This is a genomic window from Streptomyces sp. TLI_105, assembly GCF_900105415.1.
Classification (GTDB): domain Bacteria; phylum Actinomycetota; class Actinomycetes; order Streptomycetales; family Streptomycetaceae; genus Streptomyces.
This window is the reverse complement of the sequence record NZ_FNSM01000001.1, coordinates 8,370,848-8,390,018: the sequence shown is the minus strand read 5'-3', so window position 1 is coordinate 8,390,018 and position 19,171 is coordinate 8,370,848. Positions and strand designations below refer to the sequence as shown.

Genomic DNA, 19,171 nt, shown 5'->3' with positions numbered 1-19,171 from the left:
CGATCCTGCCCCCGAGCAGCCGCTCTCCAACGGCGCCCGGTGACGCGGAAGGGCGTGCGCCGCACCCCGCCCGCGCGCGTCCGCCGTCTCGCGCGCCCCGTCCGGAGAGGCCGTCACCGGCAGTGTGCGTACAGGAGGGTACGGAGCTGTGCCGCCCAGGCCCGCGGGTGTGTGGTGTTGCCGTTGTGCCCGCCGGGGAACGTGAGGACCGGTCGTTCGAGCAGCGCGCCCAGACGGTGCGCGGCCTGGTGGTCGAAGACCGTGGTCGGAGTGGTGCGCCCGGTGGCCGGCAGGATGCGGGTCCTGGTCGTGGCGAGGCGGTCGCGGCAGCCGGGGTCGGTCCGCAGCATGGTGAACTCGTCGGTGATGAAGCGGGCGAAGTTGCTCCGGCGTTGTTCGTCCATCGGCTGCGGGGTCAGGCCGGGCTCCGTGTCGGGGTGTGCCGGGTCGATGCCGAGGGACTTCGCGATGGCAGGGAGGGCCGCGGGCAGACCGCCCGTGGCGAACAGGTCCTGCAGCCCGGCCAGTTCGCGGCGGTGGGGTTCGGCTTCCGCGTCGAGCAGCCAGGGCGCCACGGGCTCGTGGGCGATCAGGGTGTCGAGCTGGTCGCCGTGCTCGGCGGCCAGGTGCAGTCCGATCACCGCGCCGAAGCTGCAGCCGAGCATGAGGGCCGGGCTGTCGGCCACGTGCGCGAGGAGGCGGTGGACGTCGTCGGCGTGGTCGGCCATGGCGACCGGCCGGTGGGGGTCGTCGAGGGTGCTGCGGGACAGGCCCCGGCGGTCGTAGGTGATCAGGGTGAAGTCGTCGGCCAGGGCGTCGACGAGGTCGGTGCTGCGCCGGGCGTCGCCTTCGCCGCTCTGCGCGATGAGCAGGAGCGGTCCGGTTCCGCGCTGCTCGAAGTAGAGCGTGGCGCCGTCGACGGGCAGCAAACCGGTGGTCGGCATGGGTTCTCCTTCGTCGGTGATGCCCTCACGCTAATGCATCACTTCAGATACATCAAGACTGATGCATCTTTGGTGATCCATTCCTTACGATGCATCTTCGGCGATGTACCTTGTTCCGATGAACGGCATGGATCTGGCCCTCCTGGGCCGCACCCTGATGAAGCTCGGCGAGGCCGCCATCCCCACCGAGGGCATCGGCGCCCACGGGACGAGCACGCAGTCGGTGGTCATCGTCGCGGCCGACATCAAGGCACATCCCGGCACGCCCATCAAGGACATCGCCGCGCGGACCGGTTTCCCCCAGAGCAAGGTCTCCGCCTGCGTCGCCCGTCTGCGTGAGGCCGGTGCGGTCGAGACCCGCACCGACCCCGCCGACCGTCGGCGCACCCTCATCACCCCCTCCCCGGCCGTCTCCCCCCGCGTCGCGGAAGTCCGTTCCGTCGACATCGACGGCGTCCTCACTCGCGTACTGGAGGACCCCGCGCGCCTGGAGGAGGTCAAGGCCGCGCTGGACGTCATCGCCGAACACCTCGGCCCGAGCGCCCTCACACGCCTCGGCGGCTGAACCCGCCGCCGGCGCCCCGGGGCGGGACGCGACCCCTGCCGGTCACTCCACCGGCCAGGTGTGGGCCGGGGCGTTGAGGTGCATGAAGTCGATGTACTGGCTGGTCATACGGCGCAGGGCCGCGGGCCGGTCGAGGTGGGCGATGTCGTGGAGGTGGTGGAACATCTCCGCCTGCCACACGGCGCCGTTGCGGGTCGCCACGCAGCGCTGCTCGACGATGCCGAGCAGCGGTTCACGCCACTGTGCGTCCAGCCCCAGGGCCTCCAGACCCCGGTGGGCGAGCGGAAGGAGTCGGCGCAGGACCAGTTCGGTGACGGGCACCTGGCCCGTGCCGGGCCAGAAGAGTTCGGCGTCGATGCCGCGTCGCGCCGCCGTGTGCAGGTTCTCCTCGGCGGCCGCGAACGACATCCGGGTCCATACCGGCCGGTCCTCGTCGACCAGGGCGCGGACGAGACCGTAGTAGAAGGCGCCGTTCGACATCGCGTCGGCCACGGTCGGTCCGGCGGGCAGCACCCGGTTCTCGACGCGGAGGTGCGGGACCCCGTCGACGACCGCGTAGACGGGGCGGTTCCAGCGGTAGACCGTGCCGTTGTGCAGGGTGAGTTCGGCCAGGTGCGGGATCTCGCCGCGGTCGAGGGTCTCCTCGGGGTCCTCGTCCTCGCAGAGCGGCAGGAGCGCCGGGAAGTAGCGGGTGTTCTCCTCGAAGAGGTCGAAGACGCTGGTGATCCAGCGTTCGCCGAACCACACGCGGGGCCGCACTCCCTGGACCTTGATCTCGTCCGGCCGGGTGTCCGTGGTCTGCTCGAACAGCGGGATGCGGGTCTCGCTCCACAGTTCCTTGCCGAAGAGGAAGGGCGAGTTCGCCGCCAGCGCGACCTGGACGCCGGCGATGGCCTGGGCGGCGTTCCAGTACGCGGCGAACTGTTCGGGTGCGACCTGGAGGTGGAACTGGGTGCTGGTACAGGCCGCTTCGGGCGTGATGGTGTCCGCGTAGGTCCGCAGCCGTTCCACCCCGTCGATCTCGATGAGGAGATCCTCGCCGCGTGCCGCGAAGATCTGGTCGTTGAGGAGGTGGTAGCGCGGGTTCTCGGACAGCGCGTCACGGTTCACGTCCTCGCGCTCCAGGGTCGGGAGGGTCCCGATCATGACCAGGTGCGCGCCGATGGCGGCGGCCTTCTCCTCGGCGTGGTTCAGGGCGTTGCGGATCTCCTCCTCCCATGTGTCGGGGCCGCCCTCGGTGAGACGGCGGGGCGGGATGTTGATCTCCAGGTTGAACCGGCCCAGCTCGCTCGACCAGGCCGGGTCGGCGATGGCCCCCAGGACCTCCGAGCCGCGCATGGCGGGCCTGGCGGTCTCGTCGACGAGGTTCAGCTCGATCTCGAGGCCGACCCGCGGCCAATCCACGTCGAAGCGCGCCTCGCGCAGCATCCGGGCGAGGACGTCGAGGGAGGCGCGCGTCCTGTCGCGGAAACGACGGCGGTCGTCACGTGTGAACGTCAGCGCCGGGACGTCACGTCCCATCGGATCCTCCCGGGGCTCGGCGGCGCGGATCCTCCTTCCTTCAGCGTGCCACCAGGAAGCGGGCTGCGCCCGGCACGGACCGCCCCCGCCCCCGGCGGGGGGCGGAAAGACCAGGTGGAGGGCCGGATGCCTCCCGTCCTCCGCCGGATGCCTCCCGTCCTCCGCCGGATGCCTCCCGCGCTCCGCCGGATTGCCGGACGTCCCCGACGAGGACGTCCGGCCTCGATCGCGACGGGTGTCGGCCGGCGCCCTGCGGCCGGGGCCCGCCGGGCGGAGACTGGAGGACGGGGGGCAAAGAACGGTCGAGCAGGTGGGCGGGGGTTTCCACGTGGTGGCACGAGACGTTTCCCGGGTCTTCACACGGAACACCTTCCAGGTTGACATGCCCACACCTAGCCTGCCGCTTGCACCGCTCCCGTAGTCATCACCCTCAACCGGAGGTAGCCGTGTCCGGCGCGCCCAGAAAACGCCGCACCGCCCTTCTGTCCGCCCTCGGTCTCGCGGCCACGTCGATCGGCCTGTGGGCCGGTTTCGGCGGCACGTCGCAGGCCCAGGCGGCGGCGACCGTCCCCACCCCCGACCACGTGGTCGTCGTGGTCTTCGAGAACCACGCCTACAGCCAGATCATCGGCAGTTCCAGCGCCCCGTACATCAACTCGCTGAAGAGCGGCGGCGCCAACCTCACCCAGTCGTACGCCGAGACCCACCCCAGCCAGCCCAACTACTTCGCGATGTTCTCGGGCTCCACCCAGGGCATCACGGACGACTCCTGCTACACGCCGGGCTTCTCCTCCGCGCCGAACCTGGCCTCCGAGCTGATCGCCGCGGGCAAGACCTGGAAGAGCTACAACGAGACGCTCCCCAGCCAGGGGTCCACCACGTGCAGCAGCGGCAACTACGCCCGCAAGCACAACCCGTGGTTCGGCTTCTCGAACGTCCCGACCTCGTCGGCGTACACCATGGCCCAGTTCCCGACCGACTACACCACGCTGCCGCAGGTGTCCTTCGTGGTCCCGAACCTGTGCAGCGACATGCACGACTGCTCTGTCAGCACCGGTGACACCTGGCTGAAGAACAAGCTCGGCGCCTACGCGACCTGGGCGAAGACCCACAACAGCCTCCTCGTCGTCACCTTCGACGAGGACAACCGGCTCGCCGGCAACAAGATCGCGACCGTCCTGTACGGCCAGCAGGTGATCCCGGGCTCGACGTCCGCGACCACGTACAACCACTACAACCTGCTCCGCACGATCGAGGACATGTACGGCACCACGCACGCCGGCCAGGCCGCCAACGCGACCCCGATCACCGGCATCTGGACGCCGTGACGTGTACGTAGCGGACAGTCGCAGCAACCCCGCGACGGCCGCGACGGCCGCCGCCCGGGACCTCGGTCCCGGGCGGCGCGCCGCCGTCGCACCGACCGTGCTCGCACTCGGCACGGTCAGCCTCGTCACGGACGTGTCCTCGGAGATGGTCACGGCCGTGCTGCCGCTCTACCTGGTCGCCGGTCTCGGGCTCTCACCGCTCGGATTCGGCCTCCTCGACGGCGTGTACAACGGTTTCAGCGCGCTCGTCCGGCTCGTCGGCGGCCATCTCGCCGACCGCGGCGGCCGGCACAAGACGGTGGCGGCGCTCGGCTACGGCCTCTCCGCGCTGTGCAAGCCCCTCCTCCTGGTGGCGGGTTCGCTGCCGCTGATCGGCGCCGTGCTGGCCGCCGACCGCACCGGCAAGGGCCTGCGGACCGCGCCGCGCGACGCTCTGATCTCGCTCGCCTCGCCGGAGGAGTCGCGCGGCCGTGCCTTCGGAGTGCACCGGGCGATGGACACCGCAGGTGCCCTGATCGGGCCGCTGGTCGCCTTCCTGATCCTCCGTCAGGCGGCGGACGGTTACGACGCCGTGTTCACGGTCAGCTTCTGCGTGGCCGCGGTCGGCGTGCTCGTCCTGCTGCTCTTCGTACCGTCGCGGCCACCGCTCCCCCGGTCCGAGGCGGCCCCGGCCTCCGACGAAGCACCGCGCGCCTCGCTCAAGGCCGCGCTCGGCCTGCTCCGGGTGCCCGACGTGCGCCGACTCACCCTGACCGCCCTGCTGTTGGGGCTCGCCACGGTCAGCGACTCGTTCGTCTACCTGCTGCTACAGCGGCGGCTCGGCGTCACCGACCACTGGTTCGCACTGCTGCCGCTCGGCACCGCCGTCGCCTTCCTTCTGCTCGCCGTGCCCCTGGGCCGGCTCGCCGACCGGATCGGTCGCCGGCGGGTGTTCCTCGGCGGCCACGCCGCCCTGCTGCTCGTGTACGGAACGCTGCTCAGCGGCTGGCAGAGCCCGGCGCTCCCCTGCCTGGTCCTGGCGCTGCACGGCGGGTTCTACGCGGCGACCGACGGCGTCCTGATGGCGGCCGCGGCCAGCTGCGTACCGGCCGAACTCCGGTCCTCGGGCCTCGCGTTGGTCCAGACGGGGCAGGCGCTCGCCCGGTTCGGCTGCTCGATCGCGTTCGGTGCGGCCTGGACCGCGTGGGGCGACCGCTGGGCGCTCGGGGCCGCGACCGCCGTGCTCGCGGTGTGCGCGGTGGCGGCGTTCGCCCTGCGGCCCACGGCCCTGCACACGGGCCCGGGCGCCGCCACGGCCCCGACCACCGGCACGGCTTCGGAGGAATCACCCGTATGACCCTGCGCAACAAACTGTTCGTCCTGCTCGCGGCGATCGCCGTGCTCGGCGGGGTGGCCGCCGCGTCGCTGCTGCACGCGGCCGACCGGGCCGCCGAGAAGGACCGCCCGCGGGCGGGCGGCCCCGCGATCGCGTCCGGGCGGGTCTCGCTCGCGAGCGGTGCCGAGCGCCGGATCGTCTTCCGCAACATGGCCTGGGGCCCGCACCGCGACGAGCTGGTCACCGTGCCGGCCGGCACCCCCGCCGGTCCACGGACCGCGTCGGGGGTGAAATGCCTGCGGTTCCACGCGGCCGGCGGCACCGGGATCTGTCTGCAGGCCGTACGCGGCGCGGTGGAGGACAGCTACCGGGCGGTCGTCGTCGACTCGGCCCTCAAGGAGCGGGCCCACTACCCGCTGCCCGGCATCCCGACCCGCGCCCGGGTCTCGCCGTCGGGCCGGCTGGTGGCGTGGACGGTGTTCGTCGGCGGCGACTCGTACGCGAGCGCGAGCTTCTCCACCCGCACCGCGGTCCTGGACACGTCGACGGGCCGGCTCACCGCGTCCCTGGAGGAGTTCCGGGTGGTGAAGGACGGCAAGGACCACCGTGCCGCCGACACCAACTTCTGGGGGGTCACCTTCTCCCGCGACGACCGGCACTTCTACGCGACCATGGCGACCGGCGGCCGGACCTACCTGGTGCGCGGCGACCTGACGGCCCGTACCGTCACCACGCTCCACCAGAACGTCGAGTGCCCGTCGCTCTCCCCCGACGAGACCCGGGTCGTCTACAAGAAGCGCGTCGCGGGCGCCCCCGCCGACGCGCCCTGGCACGAGTACGCCCTCGACCTCGCCACCCTGCGGGAGACCGCGCTCGCCGAGCCCCGCAGCGTCGACGACCAGGCCGTCTGGCTCGACGACCACACGGTCTCCTACTCCCTGCCGGGCGACTACGGCGCCGACCTCTACACCGTCCCGGCCGACGGCTCGGGCGCCCCGAAGCGCCTGCTGACGGCGGCCCTGGCACCGGCGTTCCTGGAGTGACGGGACGAGGCTGGGCGGGGCGGCGATCAATGCGCGGGCGTACGGCCCCGAAGCCGTCTCAGGGGTATCGCGCGTGGAGCGAGCGGAGCGGGCCGAGGGCGGCGTGGGCCGCGTTGGCGCCGGGGGCGCCGTGGACGCCTCCGCCGGGGTGAGCGCTGGCGGAGGCGAGGTACAGGCCGCGGACCGGTGTCCGGGGGCGGCCGCTGCCGGGGAACGGGCGCAGGACGAGCTGCTGGTGGAGCGCGGTGGTGCCCTGGTTGACGGCGCCGCCGACGAGCGCGGGGTTCAGGAGCTCCAGGTCCGGGGGCGCCAGGACGCGGCGGGCCACGATCGTGGCCCGGAAGCCGGGCGCCAGGCGCTCCACGCCCGCTTCGACCCGTGCGGCGAACGCCTCCTTCTCGCGCTCGTCCCAGCGGCCCGCGAGGCCGTCCTCGCCCGCGTCGGAGCGGACGGACTGCGGCACGTGCGTATAGCCCCACGCCGACTCGGTGCCCGCCGGGGAGCGGTCCGGGTCCGCCGTGGTCATCTGCCCGAGGACGGTGAAGGGGACGTCCGGCACCTGCCCCGTGGCCAGCTGGGCGGCGAAGCGGGTGAGCGCGTCGACCCCGTCGGCGACATGGACGGTCCCGGCTTCCCGGGCGTCGGCGAAGCTCCAGGGGATCGGACGGGACAGCGCCCAGTCCACCTTGAACGTCGCGAAGTCCCACTGGAACCGGCGCAGATCGGCACGGACCGGTGCGGGCAGGTGCCGCTCGTCCACGAGCCGCCCGTACAGGACGGGCGCGGGGACGTCGGCGAGGACCGCCCGTCGTGCGGGGAACCACGCCCCGTCGTCGGTGCGCACGCCGACCGCGCGGCCTTCCCGTACCGACACCTCCGTGACCGTACGGCCGCAGCGCACTTCACCGCCCCGCTCGTACAGGCGGGACACGAGGGCGTCGGTGAGCCGGCCCGCCCCGCCCTCCGGCACCGGGAATCCCTCGTCCTGGCCGAGCATGCACATCAGCCATCCGAAGCCGCCGCCGAGGGCGGACTCCGGGCCGAGGTCGGCGTGCAGGGCGTTCCCCGTGACGAGCAGCCGCCCGCCCTCGCCCGCGAAGTGTTCCTCGCCGAAGCGGCGGGCGGGCAGCAACATGGTCCGCAGGAGCCTGAGGGCGTCCCGCGGCCCGTGCCCGGCCAGGAGTCCGAGGCCGTGCCGGACCGGCGGGAAGGGAGTGAACAGGGCGCCGACGAGATCGTCGCGGAATCCGCTCCACCAGTGGTGGAGGCTTTCCCAGGCGGCACCGTCGCCCGGGGCGAACGCGTCCAGTGAGGCCGCCGTGCGGCCGAGGTCCCGGCTGAGGAGGGCGCCCCTGCCGTCGGGCAGGGGATGGGCCACGACGTGCGGCGCGTGGCGCCAGCGCAGACCGTGGCGGTCGAGCCCGAGGCCCCGCACGACGGGAGAGGCCGCTGCGAGCGGGTAGAAGGCGCTGAACAGGTCGTGGACGTAGTCGGGGTGGACGCCCCGGTCGCTCCGTACCGCGCCGCCGGGCGCCTCCCGCGCCTCCAGGACGACGACGTGCCAGCCGGCGTCCGCGAGGATGTTGGCCGCCACCAGCCCATTGGGGCCGGCCCCGATGACCACCGCGTCCGGCGTCGTCATGACCGGTCCCGGGCGCCGTTCCCGTCACCGGGGTCCGAGGACGGACGCGCGTCGCCGGGGGCGTCGGCGCGCGAGCGGCCCCGTGCGGAGACGACGGCCTCTTCCAGCCGGGCCAGCATGTGCCGGTGCCGCCAGCGCAGGAACAGGTCGGCTGCCGAGTTGTGCCAGCGGGCCGCCGGGCCCCTGAGCGGATGCTCGTCGACGAGGACCAGGGTCCGGCTGCCCCAGGGCTCGACGAGGAAGGAGATCCGGGCGGTGCCGAGACGCGAGGCCGCCTCCAGTTCGAGCCGGCGGATCGGCTCGCACCGTCGCGAGATCGTCCGCCCGCGGTACGTCCACGGGCCCAGCTTCAGGGCGTAGCCGAGCTCCGCGTCCAGGGCGGGCCAGTGGTCGTCCCGCTCCCACGAATCGTGGGTGCCGACCACCCAGCGCGCGTACCGCCGCCCGTCGCTGAGCACCGCCCAGACTTCCTCGGGCGTCGCTTCGATGACCCGGTTCCACTGCGCCACGCTCCTCAACTCCTCCGGTGATGCGGGGACGGCAGGCCCCTGGACGGCAGATGCCGTGCCACTGATCGGACGGCGGCCGCCGAGGCCAGCGCGGCCGTGCATCCGGCAACGCGCCGCACGGCCGTACGGACCCCCGCGTGCCGCCCTCCGGCGACCGACGCGGTCGCGGCGGACGGCTCGTACAGGACGCCCCGTGTGATCGGGGCCGTGCCGGGCGCGTCCAGGTAGACGCGTCCGGTGCGCCGCCGGACCAGGCTCCGTACGGCCCCCGGCGCGAGGGCGTGGGCCCAGGGCAGGAGCCGGGATCCGGGTCCGACGTGGACACGCCGGCGCGGCCGGGCCGCGGCACGCACCACGGCCCGGGCGACCCGCTGCGGGGTGGCGACGGCGGGCAGCGAGCGGACGCGACGCCCCGTGTGGTTGGCCGCGTGCCGGAAGAACGGGGTGTCGACGCCCCCCGGCAGGATCGTGCACACCGCGACGCCGGTGTCACCGCTGAGCCGGAGCTCCTGCCGCAGCACCTCGTCGAGCGTCACCAGCGCGGCCTTGGACGCGGCGTACGCGCCCATGTACGGCGCCACCACGGCGCCGCCGAGCACCGAGGACACGTCGATCAGGATTCCGCCGCCCTGTCGGCGCATCACCGGCAGGGCGGCGCGGGCGCCGTGGAAGGCGCCCAGCACGTTGGTCTCCCACAGGCGGCGCACATCGGCCGGCGGCACCCGGTCCAGGCGTCCCAGGAGGCCCACGCCGGCGGCGTTCACCCAGATGTCGATCCGGCCGAACCGGTCCACCGCGGTCCGCGCGACGCGCTCCGTCGCGGCGAAGTCCGTGACGTCGGCGGTGACGGCCACGGCCTCGGCCCGGGGGTGCGCCCCCGCGCACCGGCCGGCCACCTGCGCGAGGACGTCGGCGCTGCGGGCGGCCAGGACGAGCCGGGCGCCGCGCGCGGCGAACGCGGCCGCCACCGCCCGCCCGATGCCGCTCGACGCGCCCGTGACCACGACGACGGTTCCGGGGCCTGGCTCACGTGTGTGTCCGTTCACGGTGTGCTTGTCACCGACGTGGGCCGATTCATGCGGCGCTCCCGGACGGCGATCCCGGATCCGGGAGTGCCGCATGTGACGCCTCGCTCACCGTCCGCGATCGGGCGGACACCCTCCGCCCGGCCCTGACGGGTTCCTCAGGGCCGGGCGGAGTCGCCGCGGACGTGCAGGTGGCCCTCGGTCGGAAACACGGGCGGCTGGGCGGGCAGGACCGCTTCGAGGCCGAAGCCGCATCGCTCGGCCACGTGACAGGACGCGGAGTTGTCCACCGCGTGGAAGAGCTCGAACCGCACCGCCGGCGGTGCGGAGCCCTCGGTCAGGACCCAGCGGACGGCCGCCTCCAGAGCGCGGGAGGCCAGGCCCCGTCCGCGCGCCTCGGCAGCTGTCCAGTAGCCCACTTCCGCGGCGCCGTCGTCTTTGGGTTTCACGCCCACGTGGCCGACCGGCGGGCCGAAGCCCGCGCCGTCGTCCGCCAGGACGGCGAAGCCGAAGCGGGTCCCGGCGGCCCAGCCTCGGCGCTGGTCGTCGATCCAACGACGAGCGTCGGCCTCGCTGTCGATCACGGTGATGAGCCAGCGGCGCAAGGCAGGATCCCGATGCGCGGCCACGAGGGCCTCGGCGTCGTCAGGGTGCCAGGCGCGCAGCCTCAGGGCGGGCAGGGCCGCAGTCGAGGCGACGGACAGCAAGACGCTCACACAGGTCTCCCATCGGTTCTTCCGCTGATCGGCGATCCAGCCGTCGATCTCGGTCGCGCACGCGTCCGGGGCGTCGCAAGGTTCTTTCCGTGAGCGCGAGGTGTTCCGGCACCGCCGTGACCGCGGGCCGGGGCATCGACCCGGTCCACGGCACCGGCGGCACCGACACGCGCCCTCGCAGATTGCCGCGCGGGCGTCCGGCCTCGTCGGCGATCAGTTCGAAGCCTCGTCGATCGGCGATGGCACGGCGCAGGGACGCAGAACCATGAGCGAGCCCTCCTGGGCCGCCGCCATGGCGAAGGGGAACCGGTCGAGTTCGAGACAGAGGGCGACGTCATCGGGGTGCACTCCTCGGCGCACGCCCTGCGTCAGCTCGGCGGCGGCACGTGACCGGCCGGCGCGGCGGAGGAACTCGGCCGCGTCCGTCCCGTCCCCGGTGGTCCTGCGGGCGATGTACTGGGCGCACGCCAGGTCTTCGTCGGCCTCCCCGTTCTCGCCGGTGACCACGAACGTGACGCTGTCGCACCCTCGTGTCCGCAGGAGCCGAGCCGTCGCCTCCGCCACCACGAAGCTCGCGCACAGCACCAGGGACGCGTCCTTGACCGCGAGGGCGCCGACCGTCCCCGCCGTGGTCTTCTGCACGACGGTCCGCCCGCCGAGGTCGACGGACCGCAGCAGACCCGGCGAGTTGACGGCGTCGAACCCGGGCGTGGGCGGACCGTCCTTGAGCGCGATCCAGTCCGGGTGGCGAGCCTTGAGCGCCAGGGCTTCGTCCGGCGACTCGGCGAGAACGATCCTTTCCGCCCCCTGGGCGAAGGCCCAGGCAGCCACCGTGAAAGCACGCATGACGTCGACCACGACGGCCACGGGCGGGACTTCGGTCAGTTCGGCGGTGCCGAGGAAACGGGCGTCCATCCGATCATGATCACGCATGCCCGACCCGAAGCGCCCCGGCGGTGATGCGCATCACACCCGCGGCCTCGGGGCGGGACGTCGCGCTCGGTGGCGGCCCGGTCCCACGGCGAGCGCTCGACCCTGTCCCGTACGTGGGCGGGGTGCGGGGGAATCGCCTGCCCTCCGTGCTCGCCTCAACGCTTCCGCAGACGGAGCGAGTTCCAGCTCGCGTCCGCGGTCCAGCCCCCGTCCACCGGCATCGCGACGCCGTTGACGAAACCGCTGCGGGCGGGGTCGGCGAGGAAGGCGACGGCCTGGGCGATGTCCTCGGGCGCGGCGAACCGCGCCATGGGCACCCGTTCGACGATGTCGGCGTCGGTGTAGCCGCCGGAGGCCTGGTCCTCGGCGTCCATTTCGGTCTTGACCCAGCCGGGGCACACGGCATTGACGCGAATCCCGCGCCCGCCCCACTCCGCGGCCAGGGTCCGGGTCAGGCCGATCAGCCCGTGCTTGCTCGCGTTGTACGCCGCCCGGTCCGCGACCCCGTGCAGCCCCGCGATCGAGGCGACGTTGACGATCGAGCCCCCGCCCGTGTCCAGCATCAGCTTCCCCAGCGCCCGGGACAGCAGGAAGGGGCCGGTGAGGTTGACCTCCAGGACGCGCCGCCACTGTTCGGCGGTGGTGTCCTCGGCCGGGGTGAGCAGCGAGACGCCCGCGTTGTTCACGAGGACGTCGACCCGGCCGAAGCGTTCGCGCACCTGCTCGGCGAGCTCCCCGACGTAGGCCTCCGAGGCCACGTCGCCGACCACCGCGTACGCCTCCGCACCGGCGTGCCGTACCGCCGCCAGGGTCTCCGTCGGCTCCCTCAGGTCGGCCAGCACGAGGGCGTACCCCTCGCCCGCCAGCACTTCGGCCACCCGCCGGCCGATGCCCTGGGCCACCCCGGTCACCACGGCGACCGGCGCCCCCGTGTCCTGCTTCGTGTTCGTGTCCATGTCCATGGACACAGCCTCTCCTCGCCCGGGCACCGTGGGAAGCGACGATCAAGAAAGTGAGCTTTCACGAATCATGAACTGATCGCCCAGGGGCTGGCGGTCGGCCTCGTACCGGCCTCCGTCGTCTGCGGCCGGCACGACCCGGCTCGGCCGCTCACCCGCGTCGAAGGCCCGCCCGCGGCCGAGCGCCCGGAGCCCGAGGTCCTCGCCGTCACCCGCCCGCGCGCCTCGCACCCCGTGGTCGAGGACCTCGCCGACCTGTTGTGCGCCGCCGTCGAGGCCACGCGGGACTCCTAGGAGCGGGCCTTCTGGCCGTCCCCGCCCCCCGTGCCGGCGCCTCGGGCACGCCGCTCGACGCGGGGTTCAGTACAGGGCGGCGCCCATGGGAGAGTCCTCGCCCGTGACGTACGCGCGGATCGATGCCAGGTACTCGGCGCGGCTGACGAGTTCGTCTCCGTCGCCGTCCAGCGCGTCGAAAGCCGCGTCGGCGTTGTCGGCCCGATTGCCCAGCGCCTGGCGCAGCACCGTGAACTGAGAGCGGTCCAGTGCGCCGTCCTGGTCGGCGTCGGCGAGGTCGAACAGCGCGCCCAGGGCGTACTGGCAGATGTTGTCGAACTTCTCGGCGTCCACCCAGGCGATGTACTCGTCGTAGGTCATCACGCCGTCGCCGTTGGCGTCCATCGCGGCCCAGGCCCGTTCGCCCGTGGCGCGGGCGGCGACGACCAGGGGGTCGTCATCGCCGCGTCCGGTCGCCTGCTGGGCCCGGTCGATGCGGACGAAGTAGTCGTGCCTGGAGGCGACTCCGTCTCCGTCCGTGTCCAGCATCGCGTAGATGCGGGCCTTGGGCGCTGCGGGGTCGATCGGTGCGGTCTGGAGCTCGGTTCGCGGGAGTGCCATGTCGGCTCTTCTTTCGCTTGAGGGTGAGGAGCGGTCGGGCGGGGAGGCCGCCGCGCCCATGATCGACGGCCGAACCCTTCGCGGCCGGGCGACCCGCCACGAACCGGTCGACACTCACCCGACGTGATGGCCTCGCCGGGACCGGCCGTCCTCGTGCCCGACTCGTCCTCGGCGAACTGCCGACGTCCTGCCACCGGATGCCGGGGCGTTCCACGAGGCCGAAGACCTGGCACAGGGGACGACGGGCCAGGCGCGAGATACTTGCATAAGCGCTATACAGCCCCTCGCCGATATTTTCTTTCGTGACGTATCCTGGATCCAAGCACGCCCGGAAGGAGACGCGGACCCTCATGACCGCCACCGATCCCGTGCGCACCGCCCTCGCCAGCGGATGGGGCGCCCTGTCCCTCCTGCACGGCAGGATCGAGACGCACATCGAGCGCGCCCTGCAGTCCCGGCACGACCTGAGCGTCCGGGAGTACTCCCTGCTCGACGTGCTCAGCCGGCAGCACGACGGCGAGGGCGGCCACCTGCAGATGAAGCAGGTCGCCGACGCGGTGGTGCTCAGCCAGAGCGCCACGACCCGCCTGGTGAGCCGACTCGAGGACCGCGGACTGCTGTCCCGGTACCTGTGCCCGACCGATCGCCGCGGCATCTACACCGATGTCACGCCGGTCGGCCTGAAGCTCCTGGAGGAGGCCCGGCCGACCAACGACGCCGCCCTGCGCCAGGCGCTCGACGAGGCCGCGCAGAACCCCGATCTCACCCCGCTCGTCGCGGCGGTGGAGGCGGTGGACTCCCCCCTCGCCCGCCCGTAGCGGCCGGCAGCACCGGACGGCTCGACCGGCCCCGGCCTCCCGCCGGGGCCGGTCCCGCGTTCCCGCACACAGGGCGGTCGACGGCTCGCACGCAGGCGACGACGCCCCGTGGGGTCAGGATGCGGAGACGGGCAAGCACACGACGAGCACGCATATCTCCGACGGAGAGGTCGAGGCCGGCGTCGTGTTCGGCCGAGCGGCCGGTTCCTGGCTCGGGGAGCCGGTGACATCCGTGGTGGCAGGGGTCCGCGTCGGCGTGTCCGTCGTTTCGGTCGGGCCCGTACGGGCGGGGGGCGAGGTCGGGGCCGGAGCCGGGGAAACCGGTGAGGCGCTCTGCGGCTTCGGGGCCGACGGCTCCGTCCCGTGAAGAGGGGCGGCGACACGCGCCTTGGAGGCCGGCGGCGTCGTGCGGAGGGAGGCCGTCGCGTACTGCCGACGCGGCCGGTCGGGTACGGCCGACTCGACCGGCGGCGCGGACGGGGCGACCGAGGAGCGCTGGACATCAGGCCGTACGGAAGGAGGAGGCGTGTCCTGCTCCACCCGGTCCTCGACGGTGCCCGCTCCCGGGTCCTGCGGCGCCGTGGCCGCCTGGGCCCGGTCGCCGGACTGCCGGTCCATCCCGCTCATGGTCAGACCGCCGCCGACGAGCGCGACGGCGGTCGCCACCACGGCCCGGCGCTGGTTCTTCCTCCAGCGGGCACGCTGGCGACGCCGCGCCGCCCGCCCCTCCGCCGCCGTCGGCACGTCCACGAGCTCCGCCGATGCGCCGCTCCCCGGGGTTCCCTCAAGGACGGCACCTACGGGTATCTCGTCGAGAAGTCGGCCGTCATGCCATGCACCCGCGGAAAGAGTGCCCGGCGCGGACACCTCCCCCGTCGTCGCTGTGGCCACCGGGGCGGGGACGATGCGACCGCCGGTGGTGGTCGGAGCGATGTCCGGGGCATAGGCGCCGCATCCAGGGCACACCAGGGCGCCGTTGAGATGTCGGCGGCACGACGAGCAGTAGTCCATCTCCGTCTTTCGGGGTCGACAGGCCTGCCGCCGACCCGACGGGCCTGCGGCCCGGTCACGTTTGCAAACGGATTCGAGCGGTCTGCAACGCTAACCAAGCTTTCGAAAGACTGTGCGCAGCCTGTGTGATGCTCCTGTGCAGGATCCACCGGCATTCGCACAGGTTTCGACGCGAGGGCTGGTCCGGCCGGACCGGTGCAGACCGCCGACCGAACGCCGAAGACCCTCGCGAGAGGGGCGACGACGCCCCGAACTCGGCGGCCACGCGGGGGCGTACCGCCGATCGGCCGACGGAGTCGAACCTCCGGACAAGAGCCACGGCCCTTGAACACGGGACCGGGGTGCTTCGGTCCCGCTTCGACTCGCCCACGAGCGGGCGATGATCCGACCATCCGTGCGGAGGCCGCGTCACGATGCGGCTGTCCGGCCTCCGACCAGCTGAGGCCCTTGCCGAAAGGCCTTCCGGTGAACCGTCGTCGTACCTTCGCGGCAGCTGCGAGTGCGCAGGGCTGTTGTCGCTGAGCATGTCCGCCCTGCCGGCCGCGGACGCCGCGGCCGTCCCCGTGACGCGCGGCTACATCGTCGTCCTCGACAACTCCGTCACCGACCCTTCGGCCCTCGGAGGTCAGCAGACCCGACGGATCGGCGGCGAACGGAGCGCGGTGTACAGCCACGCCCTCAAGGGCTATGCCGCGACCCTGACGGCCGATCAGGCCGAGAAGCTCGCCGAGCAACCGCACGTACGCTTCGTATCGCCGCAGCACAGCTACCGGAACGGCCCGCCGCGGCAGCCGACGACGCTCACCGACTGCCGGCCGTCGCCCGTCGACCGGCAGTGCCGGCCGGTGTTCATCGACCGGATCCGCGCGGACCGCTCCTCGACGCGCTCCGGCGACGGCCGGGGAACCGTCGGCGTGAACGTCGCCGTGCTCGACGACGGCATCGACGCCGAGGTTCCCGACCTGAACGTGAGAGGCGGCGTGGACTGCCTCAGCGGCAGCCCCGTCGTACCGGGTCTCAGCCTGCGGGACCCGGGATTCCACGGCACCATGGTGGCCGGCATCATCGGCGCACGCGACGACGCGCAGGGGCTCGTCGGCGTCGCGCCCGGCACCCCGATCTGGTCCGTCAAAGTCGCCGACGACACCGGTTACATCTCGGACGCGGCGTTCCTGTGCGGGCTCGACTGGCTCGCGTCCACCCGCACCGACGGCGACCCGGCCAACGACATCGCCATCGCGAACATGAGCCTCGGCTCCGACCCCACGGAGCCCCCCGCGGACATGGACGACGGCCACTGCGGGACGGTCAATGACGACGCCGCCCATCTGGCCATCTGCAATGTGACGAACCACGGCGTCACCTCCGTCGTCGCGGCGGGCAACCACACCGTGGATCTCGCCCGTACGGTACCCGCCGCCTACGACGAGGTGATCACCGCCACGGCGATGGCCGACTTCGACGGGAAGCCGGGCGGCAAGGTCAAGCCCCTCTGCTACGGGCGTGACTTCGGCTTCTACGGAGACGCCGACGACGAGGCCAGCCTGCCCTTCAGCAACTTCGCCCGCTCGACCGGCGACCGCCGCCACACCGTCGCCGCCCCCGGCGTGTGCATGGAGAGCAACGTCCCGCTCCCGTACCACCACGCCTTCGGCGACGGAACCAGCTTCGCCTCGCCCGCCGTCGCCGGCGTACTCGCCCTGTGGGTCCAGACACACCGCTGCGGCGACTCCACCCCGGCCCGCAATCTCAGGACCCTCATCGGCGACGCCCACACGTACAACGAGCAGCGGCCGACGTACGGCTTCTTCGGTGACCCCCACCGCCCCGTCCCGGGCCGCTACTACGGACCCCTCATCGCCGCCGATCGCTACTGAACGACACGACCGACGATGAAGACCGTCCCGCAACCCCGTCGGTGCGGGGGACGGAGAGCGTCGCCAGGTGCGCGGCGTGCATGTCGAGGGCGGCGAGCGCCCGGGCGTCGTCGCGGTCGATCAGCCAGTGGAGGGTGAGTCCGTCGAGGAGGTCGAGGCCGTGGCGGGCGAGGACGGGGACCTCCGCGGTCCAGCGAATGCCGGCGAGGCGGGCGACGGACTGGAGGTAGTCGATGTTGACCTGCAGGTAGTGCTGGTACTGGCGGCGGGCCACGTCCGCGAGGCCCGGCTCCCGCAGGGCGTACTGGGTGAGTTCGTAGGTGAGCTGGTGCTCGTCGGGGCGTTCGCGTACGCGGTCCCAGTAGCCGTGCAGGGGGGCGCGGATGAGGTCGTGCGGGGAGGCTTCGGCGGCGGCCGGCACGAGGGGGAAGGCGAGCGCCCGGAGCATGATCCGTTCGATCACGCTGTGCAGCAGCTCCTGCTTGGAGCGGAAGCAGTAGTGGAACGCCCCGAGGGGGAGGCCGGCCTCGGCGACGACGGCCCGCGTGGTGGCCTTGCCGACGCCGTCACGGATCATCACGCGGATCGCGGCCTCGACGGGTTGTTCGCGGCGCTCGTCGGCCGAGTGGCGGGCCATGTGGACTCCCTGGTGCGGCTCTGGTCGGTGGGTCCGGTCGACGTACGAGGGTGGTCGACGATCACAGGAAGGCGTGGCCCTCCCCTCGGTAGGTGGGAACGACGCCGACGATCCGATCGCCCTCGACCAGGTGCAGCTCGTTCACCCGTTCGCACAGTTCACCCGCTTTGGCGTGCCGGAACCAGACGCGGTCGCCCAGGCGCAGGGTATCGGCCGCGTGCCCGGTGAGGGGGGTCTGCACCTCGCCCGCGCCTTCGCGGGGCAGCAGTCGCAGCCCGGTCGGCCGGACCGGTCGGGGCAGCCGGTCCGCACCCGCGGGCCCGGAGGCGGTCCAGCCGCCGCCGAGGACGGTCACGTGGCGGGTGCCGGGCCTGCGGACGACGGGCAGCACGAAGTGGGCGGCAGGCGACGGACGGAAGCGACGGTAGTGGTCGAAGAGCCCGGGGGCGTACAGACCGGAGCCGGCCCCGAGTTCGGTCACGGCCGGTTCGGCGGAGGTGGTCTCCAGGCTGCCCGTTCCGCCGCCGTTGACGAACTCCAGGGGCGCCAGGGCCCGTACGGCCCCGACGGCGGCGGCGCGGCGCTCGCGCAGTTCGCGCGTGGAGACGCGCTGCATGAGCCGGACGGCCGCGCGGGCCAGGGCGGGGCCGGGCTGGTCGTCGCCGACGCCGGCGATCTGTCCCTCGTACGCCATGACGCCGACGAGCCGGAACCGCGGCCGGGCGAGCACGGCGAGGGCGAGGTCGCGGGTCTGCTCGGGCGAGTGCAGGGGTGAGCGGCGCATCCCGAGGTGAACCCGTCCGCCGGCCAGGCGGAGGGAGGCGTCCAGGTCGAGACAGACGCGCAGGGGCGGGCCGTCCGGGCCGACGGCGGAGGCGATGAGGTCCAGGTGCTCCGCGGAGTCGACCATCAGGGTGATGCGCTCCGCGATCCGCCGGTCGCCCGCCAGGCGCCGCAGGGCGGGGGCGTCGGTCGTCGGGTAGCCGACCAGGACGTCCTCGTGGTCCGCCGCGAGCCACACGGCCTCGGGAAGGGTGAAGGCCAGGATGCCGGAGAAGCCGGGCAGGCGCAGGACGTCGCCGATCAGGTGACGGCAGCGCAGCGACTTGCTGGCCAGGCGGATCGGTTTGCCGCCGGCCCTGCGCGCCATCCGGGCGGCGTTGGCGCGCAGGGCCCCGAGGTCCACGACGGCGAACGGCGGCTGGAGGTCGGCGGTGGCGCGTTGCAGCTCGGGGAAGCTCGCGGGCCGCGGCGCCGGGTGCGCGCTCCGGTTCGCGGTGTGCGTGGTTTCCGTGGCGGGGGTGGAACGTCCCGTGGGCTGCGTGCCTTTCTCGGGACCGGGGCCGGGACCAGGGCCGGGACCGGCTCGGGTGGCGCCCACCTTGTCTTGGTCGGTTGTCCAGGTCAAGCGTCCTGAAGCCTTGACTTCGACGA

The 19,171-nt window shown here is 73.1% G+C and carries 18 protein-coding genes; 6 read left to right on the top strand and 12 right to left on the bottom strand.

Annotation, left to right across the window (positions count from 1 at the left end; all coding sequences use genetic code 11):
- Nucleotides 1-113 precede the first annotated feature (113 nt).
- Complete coding sequence (locus BLW86_RS38220) at nt 114-944, bottom strand: alpha/beta fold hydrolase (protein ID WP_093878262.1); 831 nt, start codon at nt 942-944, stop codon at nt 114-116.
- A gap of 118 nt (nt 945-1,062) precedes the next feature.
- Here BLW86_RS38220 and BLW86_RS38215 point away from each other — a divergent pair, with 118 nt between their 5' ends.
- Entirely contained in the window at nt 1,063-1,509 is a 447-nt protein-coding gene (locus BLW86_RS38215; RefSeq protein WP_177181886.1) for a MarR family winged helix-turn-helix transcriptional regulator, read from the top strand.
- 42 nt (nt 1,510-1,551) lie between these two features.
- Here the strand turns inward: BLW86_RS38215 and BLW86_RS38210 are convergent, their stop codons facing one another.
- The gene (locus BLW86_RS38210) at nt 1,552-3,030 is read right to left on the bottom strand and encodes a glutamate-cysteine ligase family protein (protein ID WP_093878261.1); all 1,479 of its coding nucleotides are present in this window, start codon (nt 3,028-3,030) and stop codon (nt 1,552-1,554) included.
- A 446-nt stretch (nt 3,031-3,476) separates the two neighbouring features.
- Between BLW86_RS38210 and BLW86_RS38205 the strand changes: the two genes are divergently transcribed.
- Genes BLW86_RS38205 through BLW86_RS38195 form a run of 3 tightly spaced genes read left to right on the top strand, consistent with a single transcriptional unit; the run spans nt 3,477 to nt 6,716 of the window.
- Nucleotides 3,477-4,358 (top strand): alkaline phosphatase family protein, encoded by an 882-nt coding sequence (locus BLW86_RS38205; RefSeq protein WP_093878260.1) that lies wholly within the window; start codon nt 3,477-3,479, stop codon nt 4,356-4,358.
- A 1-nt stretch (nt 4,359) separates the two neighbouring features.
- Nucleotides 4,360-5,694 (top strand): MFS transporter, encoded by a 1,335-nt coding sequence (locus BLW86_RS38200; protein ID WP_093878259.1) that lies wholly within the window; start codon nt 4,360-4,362, stop codon nt 5,692-5,694.
- Nucleotides 5,691-6,716 (top strand): TolB-like translocation protein, encoded by a 1,026-nt coding sequence (locus BLW86_RS38195; RefSeq protein ID WP_093878258.1) that lies wholly within the window; start codon nt 5,691-5,693, stop codon nt 6,714-6,716. Before BLW86_RS38200 ends, BLW86_RS38195 begins: the two co-directional genes overlap by 4 nt.
- A 58-nt stretch (nt 6,717-6,774) precedes the next feature.
- On the opposite strand, the gene BLW86_RS38190 is transcribed toward BLW86_RS38195, so the two are convergent.
- The 7 genes from BLW86_RS38190 to BLW86_RS38155 form a co-directional block, all read right to left on the bottom strand.
- Nucleotides 6,775-8,358 carry a phytoene desaturase family protein gene (locus tag BLW86_RS38190; RefSeq protein ID WP_093878257.1) on the bottom strand — a complete coding sequence of 528 codons (1,584 nt, stop codon included), beginning with the start codon at nt 8,356-8,358 and terminating at the stop codon, nt 6,775-6,777.
- Entirely contained in the window at nt 8,355-8,867 is a 513-nt protein-coding gene (locus BLW86_RS38185; RefSeq protein WP_093878256.1) for an SRPBCC family protein, read from the bottom strand. Before BLW86_RS38185 ends, BLW86_RS38190 begins: the two co-directional genes overlap by 4 nt.
- Nucleotides 8,868-8,872: 5 nt before the next feature.
- Nucleotides 8,873-9,913: an SDR family NAD(P)-dependent oxidoreductase gene (locus tag BLW86_RS38180; RefSeq protein WP_177181885.1), complete on the bottom strand. Its 1,041-nt coding sequence runs from the start codon at nt 9,911-9,913 to the stop codon at nt 8,873-8,875.
- A gap of 137 nt (nt 9,914-10,050) precedes the next feature.
- A complete protein-coding gene (locus tag BLW86_RS38175) occupies nt 10,051-10,608 on the bottom strand; it encodes a GNAT family N-acetyltransferase (protein ID WP_093878254.1) in 558 nt (185 codons plus the stop codon).
- 213 nt (nt 10,609-10,821) lie between these two features.
- Complete coding sequence (locus BLW86_RS38170; protein ID WP_093878253.1) at nt 10,822-11,523, bottom strand: 2-phosphosulfolactate phosphatase; 702 nt, start codon at nt 11,521-11,523, stop codon at nt 10,822-10,824.
- 173 nt (nt 11,524-11,696) lie between these two features.
- Nucleotides 11,697-12,503: an SDR family NAD(P)-dependent oxidoreductase gene (locus BLW86_RS38165; RefSeq protein WP_093878252.1), complete on the bottom strand. Its 807-nt coding sequence runs from the start codon at nt 12,501-12,503 to the stop codon at nt 11,697-11,699.
- A gap of 357 nt (nt 12,504-12,860) precedes the next feature.
- A complete protein-coding gene (locus tag BLW86_RS38155; RefSeq protein ID WP_256341590.1) occupies nt 12,861-13,394 on the bottom strand; it encodes an EF-hand domain-containing protein in 534 nt (177 codons plus the stop codon).
- A 350-nt stretch (nt 13,395-13,744) separates the two neighbouring features.
- Here BLW86_RS38155 and BLW86_RS38150 point away from each other — a divergent pair, with 350 nt between their 5' ends.
- Nucleotides 13,745-14,212, top strand: a complete 468-nt coding sequence (locus BLW86_RS38150; protein ID WP_093878250.1) for a MarR family winged helix-turn-helix transcriptional regulator — start codon at nt 13,745-13,747, stop codon at nt 14,210-14,212.
- 114 nt (nt 14,213-14,326) lie between these two features.
- Here BLW86_RS38150 and BLW86_RS42355 read toward each other — a convergent pair whose 3' ends face one another.
- Nucleotides 14,327-14,962 carry an SCO2400 family protein gene (locus BLW86_RS42355; protein ID WP_177181884.1) on the bottom strand — a complete coding sequence of 212 codons (636 nt, stop codon included), beginning with the start codon at nt 14,960-14,962 and terminating at the stop codon, nt 14,327-14,329.
- A 785-nt stretch (nt 14,963-15,747) separates the two neighbouring features.
- Here BLW86_RS42355 and BLW86_RS38140 point away from each other — a divergent pair.
- A complete protein-coding gene (locus BLW86_RS38140; protein ID WP_177181883.1) occupies nt 15,748-17,100 on the top strand; it encodes a S8 family peptidase in 1,353 nt (450 codons plus the stop codon).
- On the opposite strand, the gene BLW86_RS38135 is transcribed toward BLW86_RS38140, so the two are convergent.
- Nucleotides 17,078-17,737: a TetR/AcrR family transcriptional regulator gene (locus tag BLW86_RS38135; protein ID WP_093878247.1), complete on the bottom strand. Its 660-nt coding sequence runs from the start codon at nt 17,735-17,737 to the stop codon at nt 17,078-17,080. The two genes, BLW86_RS38140 and BLW86_RS38135, sit on opposite strands and share 23 nt — an antisense overlap.
- A 61-nt stretch (nt 17,738-17,798) precedes the next feature.
- A complete protein-coding gene (locus tag BLW86_RS38130; protein ID WP_256341747.1) occupies nt 17,799-18,965 on the bottom strand; it encodes an amino acid deaminase/aldolase in 1,167 nt (388 codons plus the stop codon).
- Nucleotides 18,966-19,171 lie beyond the last annotated feature (206 nt).

Excerpts from the sequence above, each read along its gene's own strand:
- BLW86_RS38220 (WP_093878262.1), bottom strand. The coding sequence starts at position 944 with ATGCCGACCACCGGTTTGCTGCCCGTCGACGGCGCCACGCTCTACTTC.
- BLW86_RS38215 (WP_177181886.1), top strand. The coding sequence starts at position 1,063 with ATGAACGGCATGGATCTGGCCCTCCTGGGCCGCACCCTGATGAAGCTC.
- BLW86_RS38210 (WP_093878261.1), bottom strand. The coding sequence starts at position 3,030 with ATGGGACGTGACGTCCCGGCGCTGACGTTCACACGTGACGACCGCCGT.
- BLW86_RS38195 (WP_093878258.1), top strand. The coding sequence starts at position 5,691 with ATGACCCTGCGCAACAAACTGTTCGTCCTGCTCGCGGCGATCGCCGTG.
- BLW86_RS38190 (WP_093878257.1), bottom strand. The coding sequence starts at position 8,358 with ATGACGACGCCGGACGCGGTGGTCATCGGGGCCGGCCCCAATGGGCTG.
- BLW86_RS38170 (WP_093878253.1), bottom strand. The coding sequence starts at position 11,523 with ATGGACGCCCGTTTCCTCGGCACCGCCGAACTGACCGAAGTCCCGCCC.
- BLW86_RS38165 (WP_093878252.1), bottom strand. The coding sequence starts at position 12,503 with ATGGACATGGACACGAACACGAAGCAGGACACGGGGGCGCCGGTCGCC.
- BLW86_RS38155 (WP_256341590.1), bottom strand. The coding sequence starts at position 13,394 with ATGGCACTCCCGCGAACCGAGCTCCAGACCGCACCGATCGACCCCGCA.
- BLW86_RS38150 (WP_093878250.1), top strand. The coding sequence starts at position 13,745 with ATGACCGCCACCGATCCCGTGCGCACCGCCCTCGCCAGCGGATGGGGC.
- BLW86_RS38140 (WP_177181883.1), top strand. The coding sequence starts at position 15,748 with ATGTCCGCCCTGCCGGCCGCGGACGCCGCGGCCGTCCCCGTGACGCGC.
- BLW86_RS38135 (WP_093878247.1), bottom strand. The coding sequence starts at position 17,737 with ATGGCCCGCCACTCGGCCGACGAGCGCCGCGAACAACCCGTCGAGGCC.